Below are 13,991 nucleotides of genomic sequence, written 5' to 3'. Positions count from 1 at the left end.
ATTAATAAAAAAAGAAGACCGTTTTAGGTCTTCTTCTTAGTTCATGACAATTGAAATTACCTTAAGATATTTCGATTAATCTCGGTGGTTTCTGTTTGGCATCCTCTTTCTTTGGAATGGTCAGTAAAAGCAGTCCATTCTCATATTTTGCATTGATATTATCCTGATCAACAACATCCTTTGGAAGCTCCAGACTTCTTTGGAAAGACTGATAACTGAACTCCCTGCGGGTAAAATTATCCTGCTTTTTTTCGCTGGTATCCTGCTTAGAGGATGAAATGGTCAAGAGGTTTCCATCGAGTTTTATCTCGAAATCTTTTTTATCCATTCCCGGCGCAGCAATCTGCACCTCATAAGCATCTTCATCTTCTCTGATATTTACTGAAGGAACCGTTGTACTGGTTGATGAATAATTGTTGTTTCCCCAGTTAAAAAGTTCACGATTAAAAAAATCATCGAAAAGACCTGGAAGAGCTAAATAGCCATTCGGGTTTCTTTTAATAAGACTCATAATAATCCTTTTAAGTTAAGTTAAACAATCATTTTACACACAATCAGCTGGCCAGCTGTACATGAAAAACATCAAAAAAAATACCATGCTGGAAAATGTGTTTTTTTTTCACAAAAAGTGACAAAATTTCACTTTATACTTCAAAAATTTCCCGTTTTTTATTTTAAACTGAATAACCTGCGAATCTTATTATGTTACTCCCGCCTGCAGTTAATCTATTATGATCTCGCTCATAGAAGCATTGATGAGTAAATATCTAATTTTGAACAACCATAGCATTTAAAACACTAACTCATCATTAAAATAAACTTATGAAAAATTTATTCTTATCAATCATGGCCGTAAGCTTTATCGTTTTAGCTTGTAAAAAAAATAACGAAGATAAAAATACAGCGTCTGCTGATTCAGCCAATACCCAAAGTTTTTATCCCGATACTGACACAGCTGCCTCATCCCCCCGGAACTCTGCAGACAGTACAGCAGGTCGGGACAGTATAAACACTAAAACTCATATAGGCGGTAGAAAAACAAGCAATAATAATACCGGTAATGCCACCGGTACTATCAATGCAGCAGTATCAGACAGTGCACGTCCCAACAGATAAATTATAACTTGTACCGGAACTCCTACGGTCAATCTCATCTGTAAATCCATGAAAGGTTTGCCTACTATTTGATTTGGGCAATGTCTGCTGATGTATTGATGAACCGAAACATTGTTTCAGTTGTTTTATATTTTATGACTTTAAATAGTATAATGTTTTAAATAGCTGATCTTTAATTATTTGCCTCTGCCTCCATTCACTCTCTGTTATAAAAAGATAACTTTATCCTGCTATGATTTTTGAATTAACCTTTTTAAGGCTTTATAAATTGTAAAAAAATCAGTATTTTCGCAGTCGGAAATCATAAGTGACAGGTCTTTTGAGACTATTCACTGCTGATGAACATGGCTGCATAGTTTAATGGATAGAACTTCGGATTTCGGCTCCGACAGTGAGGGTTCGAATCCTTCTGCGGTCACTTTAATAAAAGAGAATTTGTATATTATTGATAATTAAATAATTGCATTTTCTCTTTTTTGTTTTGTGATAATTATTAAGCATACTTCCCTTTAAAATAAAGCAGACAGCTATAAACAAGAAGCCTTACATTTTAGAATGTAAGGCTTTTATTGTATTGAATTTTTTAAGCTTAGAACGTAATCTTCACTCCTCCCAGAATCTGGGCACCTAAGACTTTATAGCCTTTATAGGTCTGGTAATTAGAATTCAGAAGGTTGTTTCCGATGGCAAAAACGCTGAAGTTTTTGTGGAACTTATATTCTGCAGAAAGATTTAAATCTGCATAGCCTCCCACTTTATCATTCCTGTTTTCCGTAGACTGATAAACCAGATCAGGATTGGCTACTCCTTCGATAGCAAAAGAATTGGTTGTTCTGTCGCTGGCAAAGATTCCTTTGAATCCTAACAGTAATTTTTTATCCAGCATGGTGTATTTTGCTCCGATGCTGGCATTGACTAAAGGAACATTATAAATATCCTCGTAATTCTTCAGGTCGTATTTGGTAAACCTTACTTCTCCGTCTAAAATCAGGTTTTCAAGAGGAAAATACTGTACACTTCCTTTGATATCACTTACATTTCCGTCATCATAAACCGCAGAAAATGTATTGGCAAAATTATAGGCAGAACGGTTCAAAGTATAAACGTTGTCGAAAAGGCTGTTTCCCTGGAAGAACATAATATCTTTCATCTTTCCGTAGCCGGCAGAGAAGTCATATTTGAATGTTTCATCAATATCCCCTCTCAATCCTATATAGAAATGATATTTCGTCTCTGTTGGCTTTAAAAACTGGTCAGAAACAATAAATGGATTGACCTGCAACATATCTCCGAAAGTATTAAGCTTTAAGCCCCCGTCTACCCCACCGTAGAATTTAAATTCTTTAGCAGCAGCAAACTGGAACTCTGCCTGCGGAAACCAGTATGTTTTATTATTTTTGACCTCACCACCAAGCACATCATTTGAATTCTTAGCATTTAAGAAAGAAAATGTAGATCCCAGCATTAAATAAGAGTCTCCTTTTCTGAACGTCACTTTCGGGTCTAAAGTTGTATTAAAGAAATTGGATGAATTTTTGTCAACAATGGCAAATTCCGTTTTCACAGCCTCTAATCCTACTCCTAAGTCCGCATTTAAATTAATTCCTGACTTTCCGATCTCAACAGCATGCTTGGAAAGGTTCGCCAAAATGGAAACCTGGTTTTCCTGTGCATCAAAATGATCTTTAAGGAAAGATGATTTTACTCTTACATCATTTAAAATCTCATTGGAGTAAAAATCGTAATATCCGTTCACCTTGAACTGGCTTACTCTCTGCTTCAGATCTACATCTGCTGCAGGTTCCAGAGCATAGATCCCGTAATATCTGTTATTATCCAGTCCATACTGTGCATTCAGATTAAATTTTCCTTTTTCACCATATGAGTTCAGATAAGCTCCGATCGCCGTAGCACTCTGCTTGGAATCCCAGGCATATTCTTTTTTCAGACCCAGGGTGGAAAGAAAATGGAAATCTGCCCCTACTTCCAGCTTATTATCAAGCGTCTTGGAAATATTGGCATCGGCAAGGATTTTCCCGAAGTTACCCATTCCGAACTGTACATAATTATTCTGAGCTGTTCCTTCGAATTTCGGAGTTACATCCTGTCCTTGTATTGTGGAAGTTTTAAAATCAGAAACCGCAGGCACATCTGTAATCGTATATTTCACAGGGTTCTGGGATTTCTCTTCCGGCGGATAATTCTTAATCGTTTCCACAGAGGTTTTCTTCTTCTCGATCTTCTTCACCTCCGGTTCCCTCTTCTTATTAAGAATCAGTTTCTCCTCCTTGATCTGGGAAAACGCAAACTGCGAAAACCCTAAAAATAATATGGATAATAATTGAATTTTTCTGTTCATTGTTCAATATTTGTATTAATGTATAATATCGGATGTATAATGTACTTACTGGGTTCTACATTACACTTTATACACTTTACTTTTTAATCTGCTTTTTAACCTCTTTTGCTTCTGCTACAATCTCCGGGAAATCTTTATAGTTCTCAATGATCTGGTCGCAGGTATAGCTTGCCTGATAATTATCTTTCAGTCCCACATAGTTTTTCGCCATCAGTACCAAGGCTTTTGCTCCCCAATAGTCTTCGGATGCATAGTTATTGGCCAGCTTGAAGATGGTCTCATTTGAAGATTTGAATGCTTTTCCTTTATTCTGATAATAAGCTTTTGCATACAATGCTTCTGCCGCCACCGATGTGTTGGATGATTTTTCAAGGGAAGTATAAGCGGTCTGTGCGTCTTTATCTTTTCCAGAATTCATTAAGCTTCTCGCTTTGATCACTTTCGCTGTTTCAATGACTGCTGAAGAGTTTTTCGTGTTGGCAATCACTGCATCGGCCAGCTTTTCAGCCTGAGAGAAGTTTTTCTCATCCGCATACATCTTCATCAGCTCTACATTCGCATAGTTCTTAATGCTGATATCTGAAGAGTTTTTGAGGTTCTCAAGGTATTTTTGGGCTTCTGCCGTATTCCCCTGAGCAATGAAGATCTGCGCCAGGCGGGTTTGTGCATCATCCTGGTAATCATTCTGAACCGAGGCCACTTCCTGAAGAACCAGAAGGGCTTTCGTAGCATTATTGGTTTGATAATAACTTTCTCCCAGTTCGTATTTAGCCTGATAAAGGCCTTCTCCCGTAGGATTCTGTGTTAAATATTTTTCGTAGTAAGAAATAGCGTTTTTGTAATCTTTCTTGGTGAAATACTGTTTTCCGGTAGAAAGATTAATTTCGTCGATCTCAGAAGCATCCACATTCACACCGATGCTCTTTGCAAAGTTTTCATATCCTGAAACATCTCCGTTCTTCGTGAAAACAGGTTTGGCCGCCTGAACGATCTTCTCAGCATATGCTGTATTTTTATACTGCTCACCTAAAGATTTAAGCTCAGAAAGGGCTTTATCGCTTTGGTTCAGGTCAATATAATTTTGTGCTCTGTAAATAGATGCGTTGGCAATAAGATCTTTATCCGAAGATGTTTTGATCACTTTGGCAAAAGCATCATTGGAGTTCGCAAAATCATCCTGGGCAGCGTAAGCCGTTCCCATTTCATACTGAGCATCGTCGTAATATTCTGAAGACGGATATTTGGATAAAAGATTCTTTAAATTGATAATCTTAGCCTGCGTATCTCCTTTAAATCCTAAAGCCATCGCTTTCTGGTATAAGGTATAATCCATAGCATCTTCATTTTTATCATAAATCGCAATCGCCTCGTTCAGGTCATTATTCGCGTAATGAATATCTGCCAAGCGAAGTTCCGCATCATTTTTAAATTCAGGCTTCGGATTGCCCAGATACTGTTTGAAATAGGTCTGTGCCTGATCAAACTTTTTAGCTTTGAAATAAGCATAGCCCAAATCGTATGGAAGCTGCTGTTTTTCAGGGAAATTTTCGTTAATAAGCTTCTCATAACGGGCAATGGCAGACGGATAATTTCCTTTCTGGTAATACACCTGGCCTAACCAATATAATGCTCTGTTATAAAACTCTTTATTGATATTGAATCCCAGGCTTCTCAGAAAATATTTTTCAGCTTCATCATAATTTCCTTTGTTGAATTCTTCTGTTCCCAATAAATAAGAAACCTCCTGATCTACTTTATTGATCTCGGGAGTAGAGTCCTGAAGTCTGTCGATCGCATTCAGGGTTTCTTTATAGTTTCCGGAATATAAATAAGATTTCACAAGGAGCGATCTCATTTCCGGAGCATTCGCATCATTCTGATTGTTGTTGATATAGCTTTGGATCACTGCAGAAGGGCTTTCGAACGGGTTTCCGATATCATAGCTTAATTTTGCATACTGTTCGTGTGCTAATTTCTTTACTTTGGCATCATAATCCATCTGGTAGGAAGAACGGAACGCGGAAAGGGCTTCCTGCTTTTTATCTACTGCCAGATAGGCATTTCCTAACTGATAATAAGCATTTTGTGCCAGTGCCGAATTGCTATTGATAAGCTGGTTATAATAAGAAACAGCCTCATCATATTTTTTCAGCTGTGCAGCTACAAATCCCATTTCATAAAGGTCATTTTCAGAAGGATTCTGCTGTACATTCAAATAATCTTTAAGGTGTGGATATGCTGAATTATAGTCATTCTTCATGAAATAACTTTCTCCAATAATCTTATGAACCTCTGCTTTATAAGCTTCAGAAATGTCCTCGTTCAGGAGAGCAGTTCCTTCGGTAATTGCCTGGTCATAATTCTTGTCGTTATAGTACATCTGTACATAATAAGGACGCACCAGTTTAGAAAACTTAGGCTGGTCCTTTACCGAATCGAAATACTGAAATGCTTTGTCACTCTGTCTGTCTGAATAGTATAGGTGCCCCAGCATATAAGCAATGTCTCCTTTCTGGGATTCATCTGCTGTTTTATAGGCTTCCTCAAGAGCATCTGTAGCTCCTTTGGTATCACCCATCATGAATTTGGCATAGCCCAGCTTCAGAATATACTGCGTATTCTCTTCTTTTGAAAGTTGGTACTGATTCACTTTTTTCAGTGTCTCTAAAGCTTTTTCAAAGTCTTTTTTAGCCAGATAGTAATCGGCCAGCGGAAGATTAGCCTGAGCAAAATACGCAGAATTTGGATATTCTTTCATGAAGGCCGTTAACCCTTCCTCCGCATGGTTTTTCTGCAGAATTACCCCGATCACGTTATCAAAAAACTGCGCTGCTTCCTTTCTCGATTTGGACAAATTCTGGTTATAGAAATACTGTCTTGCATATTCGAACTGGGAAGCATTGTATATTTTGGTCTGATAAAGATTTTCTGCGAGGCTAAATCTGTAATTTTCTTTCTGTGTAAAGTACTGTGACTGTTGCGCTTCGGAAGTTCCGAAATAAAGCACGGCAGCTGAGAGAAGGATTTTTTTTGAATTCATTCTTTTTCTGAATAAAAAGATTAGTCTATATAAGTTAACGAAAATATTAAAAACTTATTGTTTAAGCAAGTTTTAAAAGGTTTAATAATCCAAAATACCCATTGAATACATTTCACTGCCTGATGATAAAAAATGATTACTTTAGTATCATAAAAGTTCAATGGATATCAATATAGAATTATCATAAAAATATTTTGATTTAATTCTCATTCTACAGCAGCTAAAAACATACCATATCATGAAAATTAAGATACTTTTAGCATTAATATTTGTCAATCTCATGCAGGCTCAGAAGTTTTACTTCCCGAAAACAGCAGTAACCGACTCTGCTGTTCTGGAAAAACAAATGCCTCTGCTGGCTTCAAAACTGATGACACAACCGGAATTGCTTAAGCTTAAAAAAACGAACAGACTCGCTTTTTCTGATAACCTGTTACGGCTGCAGATGGTCGCCAAAGACTATAAAACATCTATCACAACATTAGCAGATTACCGGAATCAATTTGCGGATCATCATATGGCCGGAAACAAATTTATTGCCTATGAATTTTACAGTATGGCAAAACTGGTGGAGGAAAAAGAAAAAATAAGTTTCTCCGATGCACTTCAGAAAGCATTCAATAAAAAGTATGAAAGCCTCCCGGAACAATTGCTCACCAAAATAGGTTTAGCCGTTGACGGAGATGTTTCTGCCTCCAGAAAGTTATTGAAAGAAACACTGAGCAAACAGAAAGATAAGGACAGTATAGATTACGCCCCGGCTCTGGCCTTATGTAAAAGTTACCTAAACTATAAGATCTTTTCCGCTACTAAACCTCAGATTGTACAGTTGGCGGAGTTAAAAGACCGGGAGAAATTCATTACCGAAACAAAGGATCTGAAAACAAAAAACGGAAATACCCTGACGATCACTATTGTCAGAAAAAAGGAAAACACCTCTCCTCTGCCCGTTATTCTTACCAATAATATCTATGCCGGACCTTTTGATTCATATTTTGGAAAAAGAGCTGCCGTTTATAATTATGTAGGAGCTGTTGTAAATACACGTGGCAAAAGAAACAGCAATGATGAAAACAATCCTTTCGAGCATGAATCACAGGACATTTATGAAGTGATCGACTGGGTAAGCAAACAGCCCTGGAGCAACGGTAAAGTGGGGATGATCGGTGGAAGTTATTTAGGTTTCAGCCAGTGGGCAGCTGTAAAAAAACTGCATCCGGCGTTAAAAACAATTGTTCCGCAGGTTGCTGTAGGTATTGGAATAGATTATCCTTCCCAAAATAATGTATTCATGAGCTATATGCTGCAGTGGATCAATTATGTCACGAACAATAAGCTTACTGATGAAGCCGATTTTAATAATTTCACGAAATGGGATTCTATCAATACGGCATGGTACAAAAGCGGAAAATCGTTCAGGGCTTTAGATAGCATCAGCGGTAAGCCCAACAGGATATTCCAAAGATGGCTGGATCATCCGGGTTACGATCAGTACTGGCAGAAAATGGTTCCTTATAAAGGAGATTTTGCAAACATCAATATTCCTATTTTAACGACTACAGGATATTATGATGATGACCAGATTGGAGCACTCTCCTACTTTAAGGCTCATCATCAGTATAATAAGAATGCCAATCATTACCTGGTCATGGGTCCGTATGATCATGGCGGCGCGCAAAGCTTTGGATTTACCTTCGTAAACGGCAGACCCATAGATCCTGTGGCCAGAATAAGTATTGATGATTTAGCTTTTTCCTGGTTTGATTATATTCTGAAAAACGGTAAAAAACCAGCCCTTTTAAAAGATAAAATTAATTTTCAGGTGATGAATACCAATACATGGAAACATGTTCCCAGCCTTGAAAAAATGCATAATTCAACGCTTAAGTTTTACCTTCAGGACCGTAAAAGCAGTCCATCTGTTTTTAATCTGCCCACAGAGAAAAGCTTTATTAAACAGACGGTTGATTTTAAAAACCGGGATCAAAAAGATACTTATCACTCCGTAAGTAAAACAGACAGCATAAAAACCACGAATTCAGTATATTTTGAAAGTGAGGTTTTGGGCAAAGACCTTATTATAAGTGGAAACCCGGCAGGATTCTTCAATGTTTCCATTAACAAAAAAGATTTTGACACGGATACTTATCTGTACCAGATACAACCGGATGGCAAAGCTGTCCTGTTATCAACCCATATGGTAAGAGCGAGCTATGCAAAAGACAATGCTTTACGACAGCTTCTTGAACCTGGTAAAATAGAACAGATTCCTATAAAAAATTCAATATTCATCAGCAAAAAAATAGAAAAAGGAAGCAGGCTTGTTCTGTTGGTGGGCGTCAATAAAAGCCCAAGCTGGCAGATCAATTACGGAACAGGAAAAGATGTGAGCGATGAAACGATCAAGGATTCCGGCGAGCCGCTGGAAATAAAATGGTACAATGACAGCTATGTCGAAATTCCTATTTATCAAGAATAAAGGCCTTTGACGCTTAAAGTCTCAGCCCTTTTAACAAAATATTATGATTACACCCATCACCAAAATAAAAAATCATTACATTTGCTTTTTTTCAAACTCAAATACATATTGAATGAATCAACTTTTTAGAAGGAAAAACTATTCAGAAACAGATACTTCTACCAGCCTTTTAAGGGTCTTAGGTGTTTGGGATATTGTTTTTTTTGGTATAGCAGCCATTATTGGAGCAGGAAGTTTCAGCAGTTTAGGTGAAGCAGTTTTCAGAGGCGGCCCCGGAGTGATTCTATTGTATTTGATTTGTGGCTTTGCCTGCGGTTTTACCGCATTATGCTATGCTGAATTTGCGAGCAGAATTCCTACGGCGGGTTCTGCCTATACGTATGCTTATGCCAGCTTTGGAGAACTGATCGCATGGGTGATCGGATGGGCCTTAATTATGGAATATTCTTTCGGGAATATTTATGTGGCTTTTTCCTGGTCCGACTATTTCACCAGCTTTTTAGAACGTCTGGGCATGCATATCCCTGATTATCTTACCTGCAGCTATACAGAAGCCCGGAAGGCTTTTCAGAACGGTTCTGAGAATAAGGAACTTTTAAACGCTTGGAAGTCTGCCCCACTGATCGGCAGTTTAAAATTCATCGTTGACGTTCCTGCATTAGTGATCAACGGTCTCATTACGTGGCTATGTTACGTAGGTGTAAAAGAAAGTAAAAACTTCAATAATTCTTTAGTTATTTTAAAACTTGCGGTTATTGTTTTAGTGATCCTGGTAGGCTTCGCTTATATCAATACGGATAACTGGACACCGGTAAATCCGGAAACGCAGGTCGCTTCCTTCATGCCCAACGGTTTTGCGGGAGTAATGAGTGCAGTTTCAGGAGTTTTCTTTGCCTACATCGGTTTTGATGCATTGAGTGTTCTTTCCGAAGAGACCAAAGATCCTCAGAAGACCCTTCCAAAAGGGATGATCGTTTCTCTTGTGCTTTGTACGGTAATTTATATTGCTTTAACACTTGTTCTAACAGGAATGGTTGATTACAGGAAGTTTGACGGTATAGGAGATCCGCTTTCATTCATATTTGAAAAATCAAATGCTAATGTGGCCTGGATGGAACTGGTCGTTTCTTTCGTAGCTATTGTTGCCATTACTACTGTATTATTGGTATTCCAGATGGGGCAGCCGAGAATCTGGTATGCGATGAGCCGCGACGGACTGATGCCTGAGAAATTCAAGACTGTACATCCAAAATACAAAACGCCTTCATTTGCTACCATCATTACAGGTATTGCAGTAGGAGTTCCGATCCTTTTTACGGATAAAACTTTTATTCTAGATTTCACAAGTATCGGAACGATCTTCGCTTTCGTGCTGGTTTGTGCGGGAGTTTTAATGCTTCCTGCAAAGGAAAAGATCAAAGGCCGATTCCACCTTCCTTATATTAATGGTAAATTCATATTCCCTGCTATCTTTATCGGTGGATTAATTGGGTTCTATATCTGGCAGCCGGAATTTTTCATTAACCTGACGGACTGGAGTGATCCAAAAGAAGGCGAGTTCAGAGCTTCTATTTTCGTTTTTATTCTGATCAATCTGGTTCTGTGTGTTTTTACTTTTATTAAGAATTTCTCTTTAATTCCTTTAATCGGATTAAGCTCCTGCTTATATCTTCTTACGGGGATGAGCCATGAAAACTGGTTCTGGTTCGGACTTTGGTTTGCTTTGGGGCTGGTGATCTATTTCTGTTACGGTTATAAAAACAGTAAGCTAAGAAAAGAAGCGGTATAAAATAATCAACATAAATATAAATAAAGTATAATAAAGGGCAAATTCGCAGATCAGCAAATTTGCCCTTTATTTTTTCATCAAATCGGCAGAATTATTGCATAGGTCTCCACAGAAACTATAACTAATACTGCCATGTCAGAAAGAATAAAAACTTACGGGGAATTTTATCAGTTCTATCTTACCGAGCACAGTAAAACAGGAACAAGAATCTTTCATTTCATCGGAACACTTCTGGTATTTGTTGTGATCTGGTATGTTATCAGTTCAGGCAAGGAGAGGTTTTTGTGGTATATTCCGATCGTAGGATATGGTTTTGCCTGGTTCAGTCATGCAGTCATAGAGAAAAATAAACCCGCAACTTTCAAGTATCCCCTGTGGTCATTGGTTTCGGATTTCAGGCTGTTTTTTGAGCTCCTGACCGGGAAACAAAAATTCAGAGGAATAGCTCCGGCACCAAAGGAAACAGAGAGTTCTGAAAATGGGTAAGAACTTATTTACTTTAACTACAAAAGCTTTTACCAACTGGGATCTTTTAAGCTTAATAATCAGGGGTTAGAAGCATTTTCTGATTCTATAGATAATCAATACTGCTTTTCCAGAATATCATAATGGATGGTATTTATTATTTTCTCTGCTAAAGCATCTCCATCCACCTTGGTATGTTCCGGTCTGTAGGTCGAAAATGTAACCGTTTTGTCTTTATTAAATGTAACGGTCACTTCTTCAAGAATCTGACCTTCAACATAAAACTGAAGCCTGTCATCCACTATCTTCCAGAACGAAAGCCTGGGTTCGGAGGGCATACAGTCTCCCGCGCTTCCTTCCATATAATTATAGACAGCAAAACCGTCATCCCTTATAGAATAGTTTCTCATCAGGCGGCAATTGTCAAAATCCTTAATTACTTTTTTATTGTTTTCATAAAAACCGGATTCTTTCAGTTTCCAGAATCCTGTGATATCCTCTTTCTTTAATTGTTGAGCGCAGAGAAAGGAACTGGCTGTTAAGAACAGTATTCCTGTATATATTTTATTCATTATACTGATAGGTTGTATTTTATTTATTTGAGAGAATTTGAGATAAAAAGGTTTTAATTTTCGGCGGCCTCCGGCCGCCGAAAAATAAAACCCAACATTAAATATAACTTTAAGTACAAAACACAAAGTATTATATATCAATCTATTTAAACTTCTTTCTAAAGTTAAACTTGATCATATTCATTAGACCAGGTTCAATAATATCGATCCCCAATCCAAAATTACTGTCTGCAACCGTATGATGATCTTCCCGGAATTTTTCAAACTGATCCTGCGGAATTTCAAGATTCACCAGAGGATTGTATTCTATAAAAACAGCAGCACCATTCTTAGCAATTTTCTTACGGCTTTTATACTCAAAATAGGGATTGCTTATCGTGCTTTCCTGAACGGTATATTTTTCCTGGGTATCAATCTTTTGATCTGTATTCAGACTGATCTCATACTTTTCACTGTCGAAGTTATGCCAGAAAGGAAGATCTTTATGTATAAAATCTCTTGCACTTGCCTTAATGACATTGCGGTCAAAATACATTAAGAAACGGTTTTTCTGGGGATCTACATAATAAGGGTTTTCTACTGTAGCGGTATAATAAATTTTGAATTCATTCAGCTTTTTATCATCACTAACAATATCAATGGCTGCATCTTTAAAAATATTCCTGATATCTGTTCCGTTCCTGTCATTAGAATAATTAAGCCCATAAAACAGAAAACTGTTCCAGCTGTCCACGATTTCCCTTTTGTTGGTCGTCTTAAAATATCTTCTCATCGCATTGGCGCGGTTTCCTTTATACGTCGTGGTCAGCTTCAGCCGCCCTGTTGTATTTTGGGCATTGAACTCAATCTTTTCATCAATACAGTAATAGGGAAATTGATATGATTTTCTTTCCTGCAATATCTGATCCGGTTTTACTTCAAGATAATGCATAAAATAAATAAATCCACGGTTTTCTATCAGTCCGAATTCATCCCGGACCGTAGCATCCACAAAATATTCCTGACCCTTATAGTTAATCTTTACCACCACGTGATTAAAGCTAAGCAGTGAAGGCAGATAGTATTTAATATAATAATCTGTATGAAAGTTAACGAGAATCACTGAAGAATCAACGCCGATGTAATCTAAAATAATCTTCAGTAAAACGCATTTGGCCTTGCAGTCGCCCTGCTTATTTTCATACGTGAGAGAAGGTTCCTGCGGCCTGTGTCCATTCATCTCATCGGCATTGAAGATATAGTAAATATGATTCTGAACATATTCTATGGCAAACTGCAGCTTTTCATCCAGGCCGGCAATCGCATCCAGTTTTTCAGCAAGATTGGGCGCAAAATCCTTTAAGGAATATGCAGTGAACATTTCTTCATAAATCGGAGCAATATAATTGGACAGGTCTTTCCAGCTGTTTTCGGTTGCAAAATCTATAAACGGGAAAATTTCACGGCTGGCATCTGCCAAATTAATGTAATTTTCCTCTTCTATGATGAACTTCTCCCCTTTTTTCAGATGATGGATTTCAGGTTTCAAAACATTTCCCTGTTCATCCCTGAAAAATGTTTTTTTATAGGCAATATCCTGTTCCCGGTCATTGATAAAAGTAAACTTAAAGCTTCCGTATGCCCAATAATTATCCGGACTCACCCATACATGTTTTGAAAATTCCTTTCTCAGGAAATCACGCTCTGTAAATGCTTTAAACCGCGAATCTTCCAGGATCAGTACATCATAAAGCCTTAGATCCTTAATTGTAATATTGATCTTTTTATTACTGCTTAAAATTCCACCGCTGCTCTGGTTCTCGCTGTCGAGCACTTTTATCTTGGTATCCGGAATCTTATCGATCAACACACCGTCTCTCAAGACACTGATCCTGTGAATACTGTAAACTTCATTTTCTTCTACAACAACCTCCGAAACAGAAGCCCGCTCCAGATTTACCGGCTCATTAAGAGTATAGGCCATGCAGACGTATTCGCTGTTTTCATTATTGCTGGTATAATATTTTTTATCTAAAAAATAACAGTAATCTCTTCCTTCATCAACCTGTTTCCTCGAAAATTCAGAGTCTTTGATTTTATCAATCAGCTCATGATCTTCTATATTTCCAGCCCATGCTTCAGGCTTCTGAATTTTGTAATTTTCAATTTGAATCGGATTATTCATAGTATAT

9 protein-coding genes and 1 tRNA gene are annotated in these 13,991 nt (G+C 37.6%); 5 read left to right on the top strand and 5 right to left on the bottom strand.

Annotated elements, in window-relative coordinates:
- Positions 1-61: 61 nt before the first annotated feature.
- The gene (locus tag J4Q03_RS03320) at positions 62-511 is read right to left on the bottom strand and encodes an Hsp20/alpha crystallin family protein (protein ID WP_426046793.1); all 450 of its coding nucleotides are present in this window, start codon (positions 509-511) and stop codon (positions 62-64) included.
- A 311-nt stretch (positions 512-822) separates the two neighbouring features.
- Here J4Q03_RS03320 and J4Q03_RS03315 point away from each other — a divergent pair, with 311 nt between their 5' ends.
- Positions 823-1,116: a hypothetical protein gene (locus tag J4Q03_RS03315; RefSeq protein ID WP_426046792.1), complete on the top strand. Its 294-nt coding sequence runs from the start codon at positions 823-825 to the stop codon at positions 1,114-1,116.
- A gap of 346 nt (positions 1,117-1,462) precedes the next feature.
- Positions 1,463-1,534, top strand: a tRNA-Arg gene (locus J4Q03_RS03310).
- Positions 1,535-1,705: 171 nt separating this feature from the next.
- Here J4Q03_RS03310 and J4Q03_RS03305 read toward each other — a convergent pair.
- Positions 1,706-3,475 (bottom strand): TonB-dependent receptor, encoded by a 1,770-nt coding sequence (locus J4Q03_RS03305; RefSeq protein WP_426046791.1) that lies wholly within the window; start codon positions 3,473-3,475, stop codon positions 1,706-1,708.
- Positions 3,476-3,551: 76 nt separating this feature from the next.
- On the bottom strand, positions 3,552-6,515 hold the full coding sequence (locus tag J4Q03_RS03300; RefSeq protein WP_426046790.1) for a tetratricopeptide repeat protein: 2,964 nt from the start codon (positions 6,513-6,515) through the stop codon (positions 3,552-3,554).
- A 238-nt stretch (positions 6,516-6,753) separates the two neighbouring features.
- Here J4Q03_RS03300 and J4Q03_RS03295 point away from each other — a divergent pair, with 238 nt between their 5' ends.
- The 3 genes from J4Q03_RS03295 (at position 6,754) to J4Q03_RS03285 (ending at position 11,269) form a co-directional block, all read left to right on the top strand.
- Complete coding sequence (locus tag J4Q03_RS03295; RefSeq protein ID WP_426046789.1) at positions 6,754-8,994, top strand: CocE/NonD family hydrolase; 2,241 nt, start codon at positions 6,754-6,756, stop codon at positions 8,992-8,994.
- Positions 8,995-9,106: 112 nt separating this feature from the next.
- Positions 9,107-10,783 carry an APC family permease gene (locus J4Q03_RS03290; protein WP_426046788.1) on the top strand — a complete coding sequence of 559 codons (1,677 nt, stop codon included), beginning with the start codon at positions 9,107-9,109 and terminating at the stop codon, positions 10,781-10,783.
- A gap of 132 nt (positions 10,784-10,915) precedes the next feature.
- Positions 10,916-11,269, top strand: a complete 354-nt coding sequence (locus J4Q03_RS03285) for an Mpo1-like protein (protein ID WP_426046787.1) — start codon at positions 10,916-10,918, stop codon at positions 11,267-11,269.
- A gap of 95 nt (positions 11,270-11,364) precedes the next feature.
- On the opposite strand, the gene J4Q03_RS03280 is transcribed toward J4Q03_RS03285, so the two are convergent.
- Together J4Q03_RS03280 and J4Q03_RS03275 are read right to left on the bottom strand one after the other, a co-directional pair.
- Positions 11,365-11,820 (bottom strand): lipocalin family protein, encoded by a 456-nt coding sequence (locus tag J4Q03_RS03280; protein WP_426046786.1) that lies wholly within the window; start codon positions 11,818-11,820, stop codon positions 11,365-11,367.
- 142 nt (positions 11,821-11,962) lie between these two features.
- Positions 11,963-13,984: a DUF3857 domain-containing protein gene (locus J4Q03_RS03275; protein ID WP_426046785.1), complete on the bottom strand. Its 2,022-nt coding sequence runs from the start codon at positions 13,982-13,984 to the stop codon at positions 11,963-11,965.
- Positions 13,985-13,991 lie beyond the last annotated feature (7 nt).

The sequence above is a fragment of the Chryseobacterium sp. NFX27 genome (genome assembly GCF_049887855.1).
In the GTDB taxonomy this organism is placed as follows: Bacteria; Bacteroidota; Bacteroidia; order Flavobacteriales; family Weeksellaceae; genus Chryseobacterium.
This window is presented reverse-complemented; position numbering and strand designations above follow the sequence as displayed.

What these genes read in the sequence shown, in the direction of transcription:
- J4Q03_RS03280 (WP_426046786.1), bottom strand. Translation starts at nt 11,820, where the DNA reads ATGAATAAAATATATACAGGAATACTGTTCTTAACAGCCAGTTCCTTT.
- J4Q03_RS03275 (WP_426046785.1), bottom strand. Translation starts at nt 13,984, where the DNA reads ATGAATAATCCGATTCAAATTGAAAATTACAAAATTCAGAAGCCTGAA.
- J4Q03_RS03320 (WP_426046793.1), bottom strand. Translation starts at nt 511, where the DNA reads ATGAGTCTTATTAAAAGAAACCCGAATGGCTATTTAGCTCTTCCAGGT.
- J4Q03_RS03305 (WP_426046791.1), bottom strand. Translation starts at nt 3,475, where the DNA reads ATGAACAGAAAAATTCAATTATTATCCATATTATTTTTAGGGTTTTCG.
- J4Q03_RS03295 (WP_426046789.1), top strand. Translation starts at nt 6,754, where the DNA reads ATGAAAATTAAGATACTTTTAGCATTAATATTTGTCAATCTCATGCAG.
- J4Q03_RS03290 (WP_426046788.1), top strand. Translation starts at nt 9,107, where the DNA reads ATGAATCAACTTTTTAGAAGGAAAAACTATTCAGAAACAGATACTTCT.
- J4Q03_RS03285 (WP_426046787.1), top strand. Translation starts at nt 10,916, where the DNA reads ATGTCAGAAAGAATAAAAACTTACGGGGAATTTTATCAGTTCTATCTT.
- J4Q03_RS03300 (WP_426046790.1), bottom strand. Translation starts at nt 6,515, where the DNA reads ATGAATTCAAAAAAAATCCTTCTCTCAGCTGCCGTGCTTTATTTCGGA.
- J4Q03_RS03315 (WP_426046792.1), top strand. Translation starts at nt 823, where the DNA reads ATGAAAAATTTATTCTTATCAATCATGGCCGTAAGCTTTATCGTTTTA.